This is a genomic window from Austwickia sp. (genome assembly GCA_016699675.1).
GTDB lineage: Bacteria > Actinomycetota > Actinomycetes > Actinomycetales > Dermatophilaceae > Austwickia.
On the sequence record CP064985.1, the window covers coordinates 3397830 to 3414837 of the forward strand.

Sequence of the window (17008 nt, forward strand, 5' to 3'; positions counted from 1 at the left end):
CATCGGGAATCCCGGGGTCCACTTGGACGCGGGGCTCGCCGTCTGCAGGTCGAGGATCTTGGCCATGGTTGTCACCTCCTTCGGGGGTGTGAGCGGAATCGGTCTTCTCGCCCGGGCACCGGTGCGGTGTCCGGACGGGGTCTAGGGGTTGTGGTGGTCGAGGGATCGCGTCGCCTCAGGCGACGGCCCCGACCGCCGAGGTTCTCGCCGGATCCTCGATCCGGTTCCACGCCGGAGCCGGCCGCTCGGGGGCCCGGCCAGCGAGGGCCAGCGCGCTGGACTGGGCGATCGGCAGCCAGCCGAACGGCTCGCCCGCCGCGTAGCAGTGCAGAACCAGGGCCACGCCGGCCGCGCCGGTGGCCAGGTCGGCCGAGAGCCGGATCAGGCCGTCGCCGACGACGCACGGGTTGCCGGCGATCCGCGGCAGGTTGGCCGCGAGATGCCCGGCCTGAAACTGTGCCGCCGCCACTCCCGGTTCACCGGCGGCCAACAGCGCCGCGAGGATGCCCGCCCGGCCGTGGTGGAAGCCGTCGTAGACGTACATGCGCGAGGCACAGGCGTGCCCGATGCCCTCGACCAGGGCCGGCTCTAGCACCCGCTCGCCGGTGCAGGCTTGCGCCACCCCGGCGATGGCCAGGACTCCGGCGGAGCCCCATTCCAGGTACGGCAGCAGCCGTCCGCCTGCCTCGTCGGTGACCAGCCAGGGGCCCTCGGGCGTTGCCTCGCACTGTTCGGCGTCCCGGCGGATCCGCTGGACCGCCAGGCGCAACGCCCGGTCGTCGCCGACGTGGTGGGCCACCATGAGGTCGAGCAGGGCGAGCCCGCTCTCGCCGTACGACATTCCGGCGCGCGACGCGCGCACCGGCGGATGATCGACCTCGAAGCGACGGTAGGCGCGCAGCGCGGCGGTCTGCAGCGCGGCGTCGCCGGTGGCGACGGCGACCTCCAGGGCGGTGAGCAGGACGCCGGCCCGGCCGCGCGCCAGGTCCCGGCGGCGGATCTCCTCGATCCGGCCCAGGCAGGCTGCGGCGATGGCCGCGGCCCGCTCGCCGCGGCCCGCCTCCAGGAGCGCGAGCGCGACACCGGACAGGCCCTGGTACAGGTCAATGGGGCCGTCGCTCAGGAGCATGCTGGCGACGGTCTCCAGCCGGTCGACGACCGCCGAGCCGAGCGGGTGGCCGATGCGGGCGCGCGCGAAGACGACGCCGGCCAGGCCGGCCTCGAAGGTGAACCAGGGGAGTCGGCCGCCGAGCACCGGGTCGCCCGGGTAGCCGCCGGCCTGGGTGTACTGCGCCGACCAGTCGATGAAGGCCGCCAGCCCGGTCACGACCTCGGCGATCCGGGGCGCCTCCCGCGGCGCGGGCTCGGCGACGATGCGCGGGCTGAGCGCATGGTGAGAAGGCGTTGACCCCGCGCCGGCCCTTTCGGTCAGCGCGGCGATCTGCGTCGCGGCCTCCGCACCCATCCGGTCGCGGACCAGCTCGAGGTGGCGGTCCCAGGATTTCGGGCAGATCACCTCGACGGGCCAGCCCGTCACGTAGAGGTTCATGGCGACGCGGGCGACGGCGTACCAGTCCGCCTCCCGGGCCGAGAATCCGTCCGGGGCGCAGTACTCGATCACCCGCATCCCGATCCGGCGCGGCTCATCGATGGGGCTCGCGTCCTCCAGGTCGAGCAGCCCGACGCGCCCCTCGTCGTCGACCAGCACGTTGCCCGGGTGCAAGTCGCCGATGCACCACCCGGCGGCGTGGACCCGCTCCACGATGGCGGTGAGCTGCGCGACGATCCCATGGGCCGTGCGCCGATAGTCCGCAATCCGCTCCGGATCGTCGGGGCGGCCGACGTAGTGCAGGGGGTAGTGGGCCGCGGCCCACGCCACGAGCGGATCGCCGGGCAGGTAGTCCAAGACGAGGAAGCGATGCTCCCAGGCGGTGAAGGCGCCGATGAGCTGCTGGACGCCGGGACAGCCCCGCAGGTCCGACAGGACGGCCTCCTCGGCGAGTTGACGGTCGATCGCGGTGCGTCCGCGGGCGTCGAGGCCGGCGTGGGGACGGGCCTCGCGCAGCACGTGCCGGGTGCCGTCGGGCAGGGTGGCCAGGTAGACCCCGCCCGCGTTGGAGAACCCGAGGGACTGGATGGTGGCGTAGCGGTCCAGGGGGCTGGCGACGTCTTGCCGCTGCCGCCGCCACGCCTCGGCCAGGCAGTCGGGCAGGCTTACCCCCGGCGGAATGGTGAAGGTCGGCTGGCGGACGTCCTCGGTGAGCGTCAGGGCCGCCCCCGTGACGACCGCCGCGACGGCGGCATCGTCGCTATTCCGGTAGGACAGGGGGTAGATCCCGCCGTACCGGACGAACACCGGCGCGGTCCCGACCCGCAGGTCGCTGAGGATGTAGGGGCCGGCGAAGCCGTCGAGCGCCTCCTGCAACGCGGCCAGGAGCTGGGCGAGCTGGGCGTCGTCGCGGGGGTAGATCGTGACGAACTTGCCCGCCGAGGCGCGGTCGGCGTGCTTGGCGTTGGCCGTCCACAACGCGGCGCGGGTGGGCAGGAACTTGAACGCGACCTGCGCCGGCAGGGCGATCGCGGTGACGCGATCGAGCACCGACACGGCGTTGTCGAGGGTCGCCGAGACGTGAATCTTCCAGCCCTGCAAGCGGATCGGCCACTGTGCCGGGCTCCAGCCCTCCCAGCTGCCGCTGCGGCTGCGCACCCAGCCCGCCGGCGGGTCGCGGTGTTGCAGGGGCTCATCCTGGGGGTCGGTGTCCTGCGTCGCGTCGTCCGGGGCGTCGGCGACGGCCGTCGCGCTGACCGGGTGGGGCACGCCGTCGGCGCGGGGGGCGTCGGTGTAGAACGGCGACTCGGCGTCGATCCGGGTTGCGTACTCCCAGCCCACTGGACACATGGTGCTCACCCCTCCGGTCCCGCCGGCGGCGCCAGCGGATGGTTTGTCGTTGCCCAGTGAGAGGGCTGGAGGGGGCTGCTGATACGTCGGCGGCCGGTCTGCGGTTCCCGTGGCGGGCGGCGAACGGCGCGAAACGGGTGGCGCGACTGGGCCTCATCGGGCGACACCGGCCGTCGGCCGTGATCTGCGCGATGGCAGGGGTGGATGGGGGTGGGCCAGGCGAGCGGCTGGTGCCCGAGGTAGCCAGGAGCCAGACCCTACGTGCCGGGCGGCGCCCACGCGTCGGTCGGCGGACGGCCGCGCTGGGTCAGGCCACCAGGTCGCGATGCGCCGCCAGGCGGGCGGCCAGCGGCAGATCGGCCAGCGGTACGGCGGCGAGCGCCGCGGCCTCGACCTCACGGCGGATGCGGTCGCGGTCGGCGCCGAACGGAGCGCTGCGGCGAATCAGCTCGTGCAGCTTCAGGTAGGAGTCGATCAGCATCTCCGGACGGGGCGGGCAGCCCGGCAGGTACACGTCCACCGGAACGACGTGATCGATGCCCTGCACGATCGCGTAGTTATTGAACATCCCGCCTGAGCTCGCGCACGCCCCCATCGCGATCACCCACCGGGGCTCGGCCATCTGGTCGTAGCAGGTCCGCAGCACCGGGGCCATCTTCTGCGACAGCCGCCCGGAGACCACCATCAGGTCGGCCTGTCGCGGCGTCGCCCGGTAGACCTCCATCCCGAACCGGCTGAAGTCGTAATCGGGCGCCCCGCCCATCATGAATTCGATGGCGCAGCACGCCAATCCCATCCCGGCGGGCCAGAGCGAGCGCACCTGCAGTTCGTTCACGACCTGCGCGAGCCTCGCCGTGACGAAGCCTGACCGGTCGGCCTGGTCCAGCGGTCCGTGGGTCATGTCTCCTCCTGTGATCGCCCGGCACTGACCCCGGGTGGTGACCCCCGGGGGCCGGCGACGGGGGTGGCCGCGGCGGCGCGTGATGAGAATGACGTACTAGTCGAGAACAACGTTCTCGATAAGGCCCACCGTATCGAATGGGACACTCGTCGCGGAAGAGCGCGAATGGTCGGAGGTGGCATCGTGCGCAAGGGCGAGACGACGCGGCGCGAGCGGCTGCGGCAGGCGACGTACGCCGAGATCGTGGGTACGGCGCGCGACGCCCTGGCCAAGGGCGAGGCCATCTCGCTGCGGGCCATCGCCGCGGAAATGGGGATGGCGCCCTCGGCCCTGTACCGCTACGTCGACAGCCTGGAGCACCTGCAGCGCCTGGTGGGAAACCTGGTCTACGAGGAGGTCATGGCGGTCGTCGTCGAGGCGGGGACCCGCTATGCGGACCCGTACGGCAAGGTCATCGCCGGCCTGGTGGCCTTTCGCCGATGGGGCCTGAGCCATCGTGCGGAGTACCAGCTGCTCTTCGCCTCCGGCGGCAGCGGGCTCGGGCTCGGTGCGCAGCAGCCGGAGGACCTCGCCGACTTTCCGGGTCCGGTCGCGTTCGGCGGCTATTTCATGGCGCTGGTCGAGGCGGCCAGGGCGGATGGCGCGCTCCCGCCGCCGCCGGCGTTCGAGACCCTGAGCCCGCGCGCTCAGCACGCCATGAAACAGCAGCACAAGATGTGGGGCGGCGACCCCCGTTTCCCCGACTTCAGCCTGGGCGGATGGTGGCTGCAATACGTGTCCTGGGCCCGCATCGTCGGCCTGGTCACGATGGAGGTCACCGACCAGATCCCGCCGGCGCTGGTCGCCACGGGGGCACTGTTCGAGGAGGCCGTGACGGGGTTCACCCAGCAGTACGTCGACCCGGCGCTGCCACGTTTGCGCGCGTTGCTCGAGGCGGAGCTAGGACGCGGCGAGACCTGAGCGCGACGAAGCCTCCCCGTCGGTCAGGAGGAGGTGGCCGACGCCTGTGCCTTCACCGCGTCGCCGAAGCGCTGCAGGACGTCGACCTGGTGACAGCGCTCGTCGTACTCGCGCATCTTCTGCTGGTAGCCGACCAGCGACTCGTCGTACGACTTCTTCGCCGCCTCGTAGTCCTTCTTGGCCGCGGCCTTCTCGTCCTGGGCGGCGGCGACCACGGCCGTGACGTCGGAGCAGGTGATGACGACGTAGTCCGGCCGCATCCGGGCGCCGTGGCACTGCGCCCACGACTGGGCGAAGCCCTCGGTGAGGCTGCCGAGATAGCTGGCGGAGTCCTTGTAGCCGCGGGCCGTCAGCTTGGCGTTGAGGCAGTCGGCGCGCCCGCAGAGCCAGGCCGCGAAGAGGTGCCCGCGTTCGTGCATGGCGGCGTCCCACATGCCGCCGCCCTCGCCCGGCTGGTTGAGCAGGATCATGCGGCCGTCGCCGAAGGCCTTGCCGACGACGTAGGAGCCGGCGGGTACCCCGGCCGGCAGGTCGTCGGCGAGGGAGCTGTCGCCCTTGTTCGCACAGTGCGCCTGGCCGCCGCCCACCTGCGCGGCGATGAGGGGGCAGGCCGTCGCGTCGGCCGGCCGTGTCGTCATGGCCAGGTCGGCGAGGGTGAACCGTTCGCTGGCCAGCGCCGACGGACGCGGCTCCGCGGGCCTGGTCGGCACGCTCGGTCGGGCCGCGGCGGCCTCGAAGCCGGACAGGTAGGCGCGGGTGGGGCCGGTGAGCACCGCGCTGTTCTGGTCCTTGTCCTTGACCTCGTCGTAGGCCTGCTCCAGCGTCGCCGGCATCGTGCCGTGGGTCGGGAACACCACCGAGCCGGAACAACCGGTCAGCGCGACGGTGGCCATGCCCACCGTGAGCACAGCAGCAAGCCTCGTCAGTGTCTGCACCGTCGGTAGTCCCCCTCGATTCCCCCTCGCGCCGCACCACGATAGCGGCCGATCGGCGTCCCCCGTCGGCGACTCCGACGGACCCCCTGAACGCCCGTCCGAGTCGCCGATGGGTCTAGTGTGCGTCAGGTCCAACGCGTTGACCAGGGCCTCGATCCGTCTTGCATGCATTCGCGCGCGCCTGCCGGCGGGCCCGGGTGGATTAGGAGGGCCGTGATCACGCTGGTAGCCTTGGCTCTTGCCGTCGATCGGCCGCGGATCGAGAGCGCTCGGTGGAGTCACCGCCGGGCACCGCGCAACGAGCCTAGGAGTCGCCTACATGCCTTTGGATGCTGCCACGAAGACCAAGATCATGGCCGAGTACGCCACCAAGGACGGCGACACCGGCTCCCCCGAGGTGCAGATCGCGATGCTCACGCAGCGCATCAAGGACCTCACCGAGCACTCTCGCGAGCACAAGCACGATCACCACAGCCGGCGTGGCCTGCTGCTGCTGGTCGGGCGCCGCAAGCGGATGCTGCGTTATCTGGAGGCGACCGACATCGAGCGCTACCGCTCGCTGATCAAGCGCCTGGGTCTTCGTCGGTGACGTTGCCGACGACTGGGAGCGGTTCCCGCACGACGGGGACCGCTCCTTTCGCATTCGGCCGGTCCCGCCGTCCCGGTTCGTCACCCCACCGCCGGTGCGGTCGCGGACCGAGCGCGGCGGGTCGGCACGGTGCCACGCCGTACGGCGTGTAGGCAGGACGGGGGCGACCCGGTCGCTGACCGGTTCATCCCGGCGGCGGCTTCGCGCCCCTGAGTACGACGACAAGCCGGTGCACAACGACGATGCATCGCACGAATTGAGAGAAGAGGAGGGCCCCATCGCATGGAGGGTCCAGAGATCACTTTCGCCGAGGCCGTCATCGACAACGGCAGCTTCGGCACCCGCACGATCCGGTTCGAGACCGGACGTCTCGCCAAGCAGGCGGCAGGCGCCGTGACGGCGTACCTGGATGACGACACCACCTTGCTGTCGACCACGACGGCGAGCAAACACCCCAAGGACCAGTTCGACTTCTTCCCGCTGACGGTGGACGTCGAGGAGCGGATGTACGCCGCGGGCAAGATCCCCGGCAGCTTCTTCCGGCGGGAGGGCCGTCCGTCCACGGACGCGATCCTCACCTGTCGGCTGATCGACCGGCCGCTGCGCCCGACCTTCAAGAAGGGGCTGCGCAACGAGGTTCAGGTCGTCATCACGGTGCTGAGCCTGAACCCGGACCACCAGTACGACGTGCTGGCCATCAACGCCGCGTCGGCCTCCACCCAGATCTCCGGCCTGCCCTTCTCGGGCCCGGTCGGCGGCGTGCGGTTGAGCCTCATCGACGGCACGTGGGTGGCGTTCCCGAACTTCAGCGACATCGAGCGCTCGACCTTCGACATGGTGGTCGCGGGGCGGATCGTCCGGCACGGCGACGGTCCGGCCGACGACGACGTCGCGATCATGATGGTCGAGGCCGAGGCCACGGATTCGACGTGGCACCTCGTCAAGAACGAGGGCAAGCAGGCGCCGACCGAGGAGGTCGTGGCCTCCGGTCTGGAGGCCGCCAAGAAGCCGATCGCGACCCTGTGCCGCGCGCAGGAGGAGCTCGCCAGCACCGCCGCGAAAGAGGTGCAGGAGTTCCCGGTCTTCCTGGACTACCAGCCGGACGCGTACGACGCCGTCGAGGCGGCGGCCTCCGACAAGCTGCGCGAGCTGCTCGCGATCGCCGGCAAGCAGGACCGGGAGGCCAAGCTCGACGAGGCTAAGGAGATCCTCAAGGCCGACCTGGCCGGCGAGGGCAAGTCCTTCCAGGGCCGCGAGAAGGAGATCTCGGCGGCGTACCGCGCCGTCCAGAAGAAGCTCGTCCGGGAGCGGATCCTGCGCGACAAGGTGCGCATCGACGGGCGCGGCCTGGCCGACATCCGGGCGCTCGGCGCCGAGGTCGAGGTGCTCCCGCGGGTGCACGGCTCGGCGATCTTCGAGCGCGGCGAGACCCAGATCATGGGCGTGACCACGTTGAACATGCTCCGCATGGAGCAGCAGCTGGACACCCTGTCGCCGGTGACGCGCAAGCGCTACATGCACAACTACAACTTCCCGCCGTACTCGACCGGTGAGACCGGCCGCGTGGGTTCGCCCAAGCGCCGCGAGATCGGCCACGGCGCGCTCGCGGAGCGGGCGCTAATGCCGGTGCTGCCGACGCGCGAGGAGTTCCCGTACGCGATCCGGCAGGTCTCCGAGGCGCTCGGCTCCAACGGCTCGACCTCGATGGGGTCGGTCTGCGCCTCCACGCTGTCGCTACTCAACGCGGGCGTGCCGCTGCGCGCGCCGGTCGCGGGCATCGCGATGGGCCTCGTCTCGGCTCAGATCGATGGGGAGACGCAGTACGCCGCGTTGACCGACATCCTGGGTGCCGAGGACGCGTTCGGCGACATGGACTTCAAGGTGGCGGGCACGCGGGAGTTCGTCACCGCGATCCAGCTGGACACCAAGCTCGACGGCATCCCCGCCTCCGTCCTGGCCGGGGCGCTGACGCAGGCCCGCGACGCGCGGCTCTACATCCTCGACGTGATGAACGAGGCCATCGACGCCCCCGACGAGATGAGCCCCTTCGCTCCTCGCGTCATCTCGGTGAAGGTGCCGGTCGACAAGATCGGCGAGGTCATCGGCCCGAAGGGCAAGATGATCAACCAGATCCAGGAGGACACCGGCGCCGACATCTCCATCGAGGACGACGGCACGGTCTACATCGGCGCCACCGACGGCCCGTCGGCCGAGGCCGCGCGCAACGCGATCAACGCCATCGCCAACCCGACGATGCCGGAGATCGGCGAGCGCTTCCTCGGCACCGTGGTCAAGACGACGACCTTCGGCGCGTTCGTCTCGCTGCTGCCCGGCAAGGACGGCCTGCTGCACATCTCCGAGGTGCGCAAGCTGGTCGGCGGTAAGCGGATCGACTCCGTGGACGACGTCCTCTCGATCGGGCAGAAGGTCCAGGTCGAGCTCAAGGAGGTCGACCCGCGCGGCAAGCTGTCGCTCGGTGCGGTCCTCACCGAGGAGCAGCAGGCGGCGGCCGATGCGGCCGCCGCCGACGAAGGCGAGCGTCGCGGACCCCGCGGCGACCGTCCCGAGCGCGGCGACCGGGGTGACCGCGGCGGTCGCGGCGACCGGCCCGAGCGTGGCGACCGGGGCGATCGTGGTGACCGGCCCGAGCGCGGCGACCGGCGACCCCGCCGGGACGACGCCGAGGGCTCCGCGCCGGAGAGCCACGATGCCGGCAACGGCGACGGTCCCGGCGACGCCGACGAGGGCGGCGAGCGGCGCTCGCGCAGCCGGCGTCGGCGGCCGCGCCGCGACCACGGCGGCGACCAGGACAACGGCGCCGAGCGCGACAACGGCGGCGAGGGGGTCGAGCACGGAGAGGGTACCCCCGAGTCGGACGCGCTGGTCTCCTCCGCCGACGCCGACCAGGGCGTCAGCGCGACGTCCGAGGAGGCCTGACCGAAGTTCGCAGGGCCCCGACCGGGCGTTCCGGTCAGTGGCCCACCCGACGGCCCGGCACCGCCTTGTGCGGTGCCGGGCCGTCGGCGTCCGCACCGCCTGGCGCGGCGCCGGCCGTCGGCGTCCGGAGTGCCGGCCCAAAAACCGGTGGAGCACCTGGGGGCCGCGTTCCTAGATTTGACGATTGTGAGCCTCCTCGACGTACCGCCCGCACCCCCCGCGAACGCACCTCCGGTCGGCGCCGCGGCGCCGCGGGACGTCTCCTGGCGTCGTCTGCAGGGCGTCCCCGCGGCCGCCGCGATCGCGGCCCTCGCCCTGGGCTCCGTCGGCACGGCCGCGGGCGCCCTGGTCGCGGGACAACTCGCGGAGGGCGTGACCTCGGGCCTGCTCCTGGTGTTGGCCGCTTGCGTGATCGGCGGGGCGGCCCTGGACACGCTGGGTCGCTTCCTGTGGGCCGGGGTCGTGGACCGGGCGGAGGGTCGGCTGCGGGCGGACCTGCTCGACACCGCGCTAGCCCAGCCACTGCCCGTGCTGGCGGAGCAGGCCGTGGGGGAGGTGCTCGACCGGGTCGACGACGACACCCGTGAGGTGGGCTCGCTGCTGCGCATCCAGGCGTGGACCGTGCTGCGCGCCCTGGTGATGACGCTGCCGATCCTGGCCGTCGCCGCCCTGACGTGGTGGCCAGGGGCCGTGCTCATCCCGCTGGCCGCGGCGCTGGCCGTGCGCCTCGTCCGTCCGCTGCTCCCGGAGATCGCGCACCGCAAGGCCGTCGAGGAGGCTGCCTGGACCGACCACGCCGCGCTCCTGGAGGAGGGCATCGCGGGCCGCGACGACCTGCGGACCAGCCTGGGTCAGGCCTTCGCAGTGCAGCGGTTGGCGACGCTGTCCGCCACCGTGCACCGGCGGCTGCTCGACGTGCTCCGACTCGAGAGCGTCCTGTCCCTGCGCGCCGGCCTGCTGTTGCACGGCGTGTTGGCGGTCGTGGCGGGCGGCGCCGCCCTGCTGGCCCTACGGCAGGGCCTGACGGTGGCCCAGCTCGTCACGCTGGTGCTCGTGACCAGCACGCTCGTGAGTCACCTCGCCAGAGTGGCCGACCAGTGGCCGGACCTGCAGGCCGGGCTGGGCGCGGTGCTACGAATCCGGGCCATGCTGGCCGTCGAGCCCGAACCCGTCGGCGGGCTAACCCTCCCGAGCGGCCCGCTGGAGCTGGAGTTTCGCGACGTGCGGTTCGGCTACCCGCAGGGCACCTTCGCGCTGCGCGGGATCAGCCTGGTCGTCCCGGCCGGGCGCACCCTGGCGCTCGTCGGCCGGACCGGGTCGGGCAAGACGACGCTGGCGGCCTTGCTCTCGCGCGCCGTCGAACCGGGTCCCGGTCAGGTCCACCTCGGCGGGATCGACGTGCTGGCGGTGGACCTGTCCAGCCTGCGCCGCAGCGTCGGGGTCGTGACCCAGCGCACCGAGATCGTCGCGGGGAGCCTCGCGGACAACATCACGCTGTACGCCGACGTACCGCGCCGCCGGCTCGACGAGGTCGTCGCCGACCTCGGGCTGACCGACTGGGTGGCCGGGTTCGCGGGCGGGCTGGACACGCCCATCGGGCCCGGTGGCCATCCGCTGTCGGCCGGGGAGGAGCAGTTGGTGGCGTTCGCCCGGCTGCTGTTGGCCGACGTCGGCGTGGTGGTGCTCGACGAGGCCACCGCGCGCATGGACCCGGTCACGGAGGCGCGGGTCGTCGCGGCGGCCGACCGGCTCGTGTGCGGGCGGACCGGCATCCTGATCGCGCACCGCCTGGCCACCACGGCCCGGGCCGACCTGGTCGCGGTGCTCGCCGATGGTCAACTCGTGCAGGCGGGCCCGCGCGTCGAGCTGGCCGAGCGGCCCGGCCCCTTCGCCGACCTGCTCGCCGCGTCGGCGTCGGTGCCCTCCACGTCGGCCACGGCGTCCCTCGCGTCAGCGGCCACGGAGGGGATGCGCGGCCCGGGTGCCGCGGCCACGGGTCCGGCCGGTTCCCGCGCCCACGCTGGGCCGGTGGGGCCGGTGAGACCGGCGGGGGAGGGCATCGGGGTGGTACGGCGGCGCGGGGACCCCGTCCCGCGACCCGAGCCCGGGGATGGCCCATCCCTGGCCCGGGGGGTGCTGAGCATGCTCGCCGTGCGGCCCGCGTGGGGGCAGCTGCCGGTCGGGGCGTTCCTGCTGTACTCCGTGACCGGCGCGCAGGGGCCCATCACCGGGCTCATGTGGGGACAGAGTGTGGCCGCCGTGAGCGCCGGCGAGCGGCCGTGGGGGTGGCTGCTGGCCTACGTGCTCAGCGTGGTGATCAGTCCGGTGCTGCTCGCGTTCGCGATCCTGCGATACCCACGCTGGTGGATCGAGGTCCTGCTGCGCGTGCGGATGGCCGTGCTGGTGGGCCAGACCGCTCAGCGGCGCCTGGACCGGACGCCGCCCGGGGAGGTGGTGGCCCGCGCGTTGGACTCCGACCGCTACGCCCGGTACGCCGACCGCTGGGTGGACGCCGTCAACGGGTTCGCGATCGCGCTGATCACGGGCCTCGCGGCCGGCACCTGGGTGGCCGGTGCCGTGCTCGCGACGATCATGGCGGTCTCGGCGGGCGCCTCGGCCGTCGGCCGCGGCGTGGCGGGCCGCTCGGCCGCCAAGGCCTCCACGGCGCGGGCGACCTTCGGGCGCGTGCTGGTGTCGGTGTTGGAGTCGGCGCGCACGGTCAAGCTGGCCGACCGCACCGGCGCGGCGCGGGACAGGCTCGGGACGGTGGATGCCGGCCGGGTGGCGGCCGCAGTGCGGGAGCATCGGGTTCAGGCGCTGCTCGACGGCGTGCCGACCGTCATGATCCAGGCCGGCTCCGTGGCCGCCTGGGCGGGGGTGCTGACCGGGCAGTGGGGCCTGGCTCAGGCGCTCCTCGTGGTCAGTGCCGTGAACGGCTTTGACTGGTTCGGTCGGGTGGCCGGTGCCGTGGTCACCGAGGCGCCGGGGACGCGGGCCTGGCAGGTCGCGACGGCGCGGCTCGCCGGCGGCGTCGACCTCATGACGCTCCCCGCCGGGGTCGACCTGTGCGCCGGCACGGCGCCCACGCCGTCCCGGCCGGAGCAGGTGCCGTTGCAGCGGCTCACCCTGCGCGGGTTCACCGCGGTCCACGAGGACGGGACGATCGGCGTCGAGGACGTGGACCTGGACGTCGAGGCCGGCGAACTCGTGCTCCTGCTCGGGCAGATCGGGGCGGGCAAGTCCAGCCTGCTGAGGGCGCTCGCCGGGCTCGTCGACCATCGCGGCGCCCTGCGTTGGAACGGCGTTCCCGTCGGCGACGCGGAGGTGTTTTTGCGGCCCGGGCAGGTGTCCTACGTGGCGCAGCTGCCGAGGGTCCTGTCCGGCACTTTCGCGGAGAACGTGCACCTGGGCCACGAGCGCTACGTGCACGGGCCCGTGAGCGTCGCCCGACTCGCCCCCGACCTCGCGGCCGCGGGGGGAGCGCACAGCCTCGTCGGTCACCGCGGCGTGCGGTTGTCGGGTGGCCAGGTGCAACGACTCGCGCTGGCCCGGGGGCTCGCGGCGAAAGCCGAGCTGTTGCTGGCCGACGACATCTCCGCGGCGCTCGACGCGCGCACCGAGATCGAACTCTGGCAGGCGTTGCGGTCCAGGTCGGGGACCGTCATCGGGGCCACGTCGAAGCGGGCCGCGCTGGCGCAGGCGGACCGGGTGGTGGTCCTGGTCGAGGGCCGCGTCGTCGACGTCGGGCCGTGGCCGGCGTTGGCGGACCGATGGGGGCACCTGGCGGCCTAGCAGTCCAGCGCCCCGTCTGGGGGGAGGCGCGCGCGTCGATAGAAGTCGCGGCTCAGCCGGCTAGCCTGGCGGGGTGAGGCTGCCTGCTGGTGGACGTTCTGCTTCGTGGCGTCCGCGGCGCCGTACCGCCCTTCGCTATCCCGGGGTAGCGCCGGTCGCGCTGGCGCACCGCGGCGGCCCGGCGTACGGCCCCAACGTCGGCATCGAGAACTCGGCGGCGGCGTTCGCGGCGGCAATCGCGCTCGGCTACACGCACGTCGAGACGGACGTCCACGTCACCGCCGACGGCGTGCTGCTCGCGCTGCACGACGAGCGCCTCGACCGGGTCGCGGGGGTCGCAGGGGCGGTGGCCCAGCTGTCGTACGCCGACGTCCGCGCCGCCCGGCTCGGTGGACGGGAGCCCGTGCCGACGATGGCGGAGCTGTTCGCCGCATTCCCGACGACGGTGTTCAACATCGACCTCAAGGCCCCCGGGACGCCGGCCGCGCTGTGGCGGGCCATCGAGGCCGCCGGCGCGCACGACCGGGTGTGCGTCGGTTCGTTCTCGCCGCGGCGGCTGTGGGAGTTTCGCCGCCTGGCCCGGGGGCGGGTGGCGACGTCGGCCGGCCCGATCGGTACGGCGTGGCTGCGGTTCGCGCCCGCCGCGCTGACCCGGTGGGTGCACTCGCCCGGCGCGGCGTACCAGGTGCCTCGCCACCAACGCCTGCTCGGGCGCGACGTGGAGGTGGTGACTCCGGGATTCGTCGCGGCGGCGCACCGGATCGGTCGGCAGGTGCACGTGTGGACGATCAACGACCGCGCCGAGATGGTCGACCTGCTGGGACTCGGCGTCGACGGCCTGGTCAGCGACGCGATCGACGTGCTGGCCGGTATGTTGCGCGAGAGGGACGGCCGGCCGCCACGCTAGTGCCCCGGAACGCCCGATCGGACGCGTGTGGCCCTAACCTGCATCCATGACATCGTCGACAGCCCCGCGCTCGCGGGGCATCTTGCGCACCAAGCCGATTGAGGACATCCTCGCGCAGCAGGACGAGGAGAACGCCGTCGCCGGCGAGAGCGGCCATTTCCAGAAGCGGCTCGGGGTCAAGGACCTGATCGGCTTCGGCGTCGGGATGATCATCGGACCGGAATCTTCACCCTCACCGTCATCGAGGCCAAGAATCACGCCGGCCCAGCCGTCACGATCGCCTATGTCATCGCCGGCCTCGTCAGCGGCCTCGCGGCCATGTGCTACGCGGAGCTGGCCTCGACGGTGCCGACCGCCGGCTCGGCGTACACCTACAGCTACGCCACCATCGGCGAGGTCTTCGCCTGGATCATCGGCTGGGACCTGGTGCTCGAGTTCACGCTAGGCGCGGCCGTGGTGTCGCGGGGCTGGTCCGGCTACATGCTGCACCTGTTCCCGTGGCTGCCGTCCTCGCTGTTCGGTGAGGGATCGAGCATCAACGTGGGCGCCATCCTCATCGCGGCGATCCTCGGCGTGGTCGCGACCGTCGGGGTCCGCGAGAGCGCCTGGGTGACGAACCTCCTCGTCGCGATCAAGGTGTCGGTGTGCCTGTTCGTCATCGCGCTGGGCGCGTTCTACGTGAAGGCCAGCAACTGGACGCCGTTCATCCCTGAGTCCCGGCCGGTGGAGGCGGGCACCTCGGGGCTGGAGCAGCCCCTGTCCCAGTGGGCCTTCGGCATCACCCCGACCCAGTTCGGGATCGGCGGGGTGCTGACGGCCACGGCGGTCGTGTTCTTCGCGTACTCCGGCTTCGAGTCCGTCGCAAACATGTCCGAGGAGAGCAAGAACCCCGCCCGCGACATGCCCCGCGGCCTCCTGGGTTCGCTGTTCCTGTGCATGGCCCTGTACGTCGGGGTCTGCATCGTCATCACCGGCATGGTGCCGTACGACCAGATCGACGAGGGCGCGCCGATCGCGGCCGCGTTCTCCCAGGTCGGGATCGGCTGGGCGGGCGTGCTCATCTCGATCGCGGCCGTGTGCGGGCTGACCTCGGTGATCCTGGTCGACATGGTCGGGATGGGCCGCATCGGGTTCGCGATGGGCCGCGACGGCCTGTTGCCCCGCTGGATCGGCCGGCTGCACCCCCGGTGGGGCACCCCGTCGCGGATGACCATCGCCACGGCCGCGTTCGTCATGCTGCTCGGCGGGTTCGTTCCGCTGCGCGACCTCGCGGACATGGTCTCGATCGGGACGCTGTTCGCGTTCGTGGTGGTCAGCGTGGCCGTGCCGGTACTGCGCCGGACTCGGCCCGACCTGAACCGCCCGTTCCGGGTGCCGCTGTCCCCGGTGGTGCCGGCGATCTCGGTCCTCGCGTGCGCCTACCTGATGACCAACCTGTCCCTGGCCACCTGGATCCGGTTCGTGGTGTGGATGGCGGTGGGGTTCGTCGTGTACTTCGGGTGGGGCAGGCGCAACGCGCGCCTGGCCTCTTAACGCTCCGATCGGGGTGCTGAGGGGGCCGGAGGCCCCACGGCACACCGATCGGAGCGCGGGGCGCCCCCGCCGGCCCGGCGCGGATGCACTGTGCGTCGGGCCGGTGGCGCCCGCTTCCTGAGCCCCCCGCACGATGGCGGGGCGCCTCGCTGCCGCTACTGCCCGAGGGCGCCGTCCGTCGGGGCCGCGCCGGTGCCCGTTGAGCCACCGCCGAGAGCTGCCCGGATCTTGTCGATGACCTGCTGCTCTGCCGGGTCGACGCCGCTGGAGGCCTGGGCCACCTGGTCGCACGCGGTCAGTAGCACGTCCTTGAAGCCCTGGAGCTGGGCCGGGGCCTTGGCGCCGAGGATGTCGACGGCCGCCGCGACGTCGGCCAGGATGGTCGCCTCGAGCTCCTGGTCGGAACCAGCCTTCGGCACCGGCGGCAGCCCGCCCGAGCCGAACACCTCCTTGATCTCCTGGGGCGCCTCGGCGAGCGCCCGGCTGCCCGCCACGGACTCCTTGAACATGGCGAAGAAGCCGGGGGTCGGCCTTGCTGACGAGGGTCAGCGAGCCGAAGGCTGCGGTGCGGATCGTGTCGCGCTCTTGGGTGGTGAGGTCGATGCTCATGGGCGGTTCCTACCCACCGCCCCGCCCGGTCAATCGCCCAGCGGCGTCGGGTAGCCCTGCACGTCGTCCACCATGGGCACGGTCGCGCGGCTGGGTGCGCGGGCCGCGCAGGTCAAGAACTCGGCCGGTTGGATCGCGTGGTGTCCGTGCACGAGGAGGACCGGTACGCCGTCCAGGAGCACCTCGCGTCGCCAACCGGTGGCCCGTCCGGCGGCGCCGGGTTGCGGTCGGACCTGGAGCCGCACGCGGTCCCACGGCACCACGCCCAGGCGTCCGGCGACGGCCAGCAGGGTCGCCTGGTCCTGGGGAGACCGGCCGGTGATCCCGCGCAGATGTGCACGGGCGGGCTCGCCCCGCAGGTGCGCGGCCACGACGCCGACCGCCGTGTCGGGATCGAGCGCCCCATAGCAGGCCCCGTCCGGGAGCACGACGAGGTTCGCGGCGAATCGGTCGCCGCCGGTGTGCGTGGTTTCCCAGACCCGCCCCGGGTAGGCCTCGGCCAGCGCCGCGGCGACGGGTCGGCCACGGACCGCGCAGCACGCGTCGTGCCGGCCGTTCGTGCACACGAGCAGGACGGGGGTGTCGTCGCGCGGGCTTGGGGACGCGGTTGGGGTGAGCGCGTCGCGGATCGCGTCCCAGCCGTCCGCGAGCGTCCCCCACCGCTGGCCCGGGTGCGGGTCGGTGCTCACGACGGCCCACCGGCGCGCGCTCGCGCCCGCACGCGCCGCCCCCCGCACGGCCGGCTGGCGGATCAGTTGGAGCCGCGCCCCCGTGTCGTCCAGCGCGCGCGCCAGGGCGGCGCGATCCACGCCGGGCGCGTCCAACGAGTCCAGGGCGACGCGGCCCCAGCCCTGGTGTTGCTCGATGAGCAGCCAGCGACGCGCCGGCGGCGCCGTACCGACCAGCGCATCCCCCCGGGCTCGCGCCGCGTCCGAGCAGCTCATCG

10 protein-coding genes and 1 pseudogene are annotated in these 17008 nt (G+C 72.8%); 6 read left to right on the top strand and 5 right to left on the bottom strand.

What is annotated here, in order from left to right; translation table 11 throughout:
• Positions 1-175: 175 nt before the first annotated feature.
• Together lanKC and IPK37_15560 are read right to left on the bottom strand one after the other, a co-directional pair.
• Positions 176-2890 (bottom strand): class III lanthionine synthetase LanKC, encoded by a 2715-nt coding sequence (lanKC, locus tag IPK37_15555; GenBank protein QQS00282.1) that lies wholly within the window; start codon positions 2888-2890, stop codon positions 176-178.
• Positions 2891-3206: 316 nt separating this feature from the next.
• Entirely contained in the window at positions 3207-3800 is a 594-nt protein-coding gene (locus IPK37_15560) for an NADH-quinone oxidoreductase subunit B (GenBank protein QQS00283.1), read from the bottom strand.
• A gap of 183 nt (positions 3801-3983) precedes the next feature.
• Here IPK37_15560 and IPK37_15565 point away from each other — a divergent pair, with 183 nt between their 5' ends.
• Positions 3984-4760 (top strand): WHG domain-containing protein, encoded by a 777-nt coding sequence (locus IPK37_15565; GenBank protein QQS00284.1) that lies wholly within the window; start codon positions 3984-3986, stop codon positions 4758-4760.
• A 23-nt stretch (positions 4761-4783) separates the two neighbouring features.
• Here the strand turns inward: IPK37_15565 and IPK37_15570 are convergent, their stop codons facing one another.
• Positions 4784-5695 carry a hypothetical protein gene (locus IPK37_15570; GenBank protein QQS00285.1) on the bottom strand — a complete coding sequence of 304 codons (912 nt, stop codon included), beginning with the start codon at positions 5693-5695 and terminating at the stop codon, positions 4784-4786.
• Between the two features lie 319 nt (positions 5696-6014).
• Between IPK37_15570 and rpsO the strand changes: the two genes are divergently transcribed.
• The 5 genes and pseudogenes from rpsO to IPK37_15595 all read left to right on the top strand — a co-directional run bounded on the left by rpsO (position 6015) and on the right by IPK37_15595 (position 15453).
• On the top strand, positions 6015-6284 hold the full coding sequence (gene rpsO, locus IPK37_15575) for a 30S ribosomal protein S15 (GenBank protein ID QQS00286.1): 270 nt from the start codon (positions 6015-6017) through the stop codon (positions 6282-6284).
• A gap of 282 nt (positions 6285-6566) precedes the next feature.
• The gene (locus IPK37_15580; GenBank protein ID QQS00287.1) at positions 6567-9221 is read left to right on the top strand and encodes a polyribonucleotide nucleotidyltransferase; all 2655 of its coding nucleotides are present in this window, start codon (positions 6567-6569) and stop codon (positions 9219-9221) included.
• A gap of 186 nt (positions 9222-9407) precedes the next feature.
• Positions 9408-13013 carry an ABC transporter ATP-binding protein gene (locus IPK37_15585; protein ID QQS00288.1) on the top strand — a complete coding sequence of 1202 codons (3606 nt, stop codon included), beginning with the start codon at positions 9408-9410 and terminating at the stop codon, positions 13011-13013.
• A 79-nt stretch (positions 13014-13092) separates the two neighbouring features.
• Positions 13093-13920 carry a glycerophosphodiester phosphodiesterase gene (locus tag IPK37_15590; GenBank protein ID QQS02931.1) on the top strand — a complete coding sequence of 276 codons (828 nt, stop codon included), beginning with the start codon at positions 13093-13095 and terminating at the stop codon, positions 13918-13920.
• Positions 13921-13966: 46 nt separating this feature from the next.
• A pseudogene (locus IPK37_15595) lies at positions 13967-15453 on the top strand (amino acid permease).
• A gap of 155 nt (positions 15454-15608) precedes the next feature.
• On the opposite strand, the gene IPK37_15600 reads toward IPK37_15595, so the two are convergent.
• Together IPK37_15600 and IPK37_15605 are read right to left on the bottom strand one after the other, a co-directional pair.
• A complete protein-coding gene (locus IPK37_15600) occupies positions 15609-15962 on the bottom strand; it encodes a hypothetical protein (protein ID QQS00289.1) in 354 nt (117 codons plus the stop codon).
• 129 nt (positions 15963-16091) lie between these two features.
• Positions 16092-17006: a sucrase ferredoxin gene (locus IPK37_15605; protein ID QQS00290.1), complete on the bottom strand. Its 915-nt coding sequence runs from the start codon at positions 17004-17006 to the stop codon at positions 16092-16094.
• Positions 17007-17008 lie beyond the last annotated feature (2 nt).

Coding starts and splice junctions, on each gene's coding strand:
- IPK37_15580 (QQS00287.1), top strand. CDS start 6,567: ATGGAGGGTCCAGAGATCACTTTCGCCGAGGCCGTCATCGACAACGGC.
- IPK37_15560 (QQS00283.1), bottom strand. CDS start 3,800: ATGACCCACGGACCGCTGGACCAGGCCGACCGGTCAGGCTTCGTCACG.
- IPK37_15600 (QQS00289.1), bottom strand. CDS start 15,962: ATGTTCAAGGAGTCCGTGGCGGGCAGCCGGGCGCTCGCCGAGGCGCCC.
- IPK37_15605 (QQS00290.1), bottom strand. CDS start 17,006: ATGAGCTGCTCGGACGCGGCGCGAGCCCGGGGGGATGCGCTGGTCGGT.
- rpsO (QQS00286.1), top strand. CDS start 6,015: ATGCCTTTGGATGCTGCCACGAAGACCAAGATCATGGCCGAGTACGCC.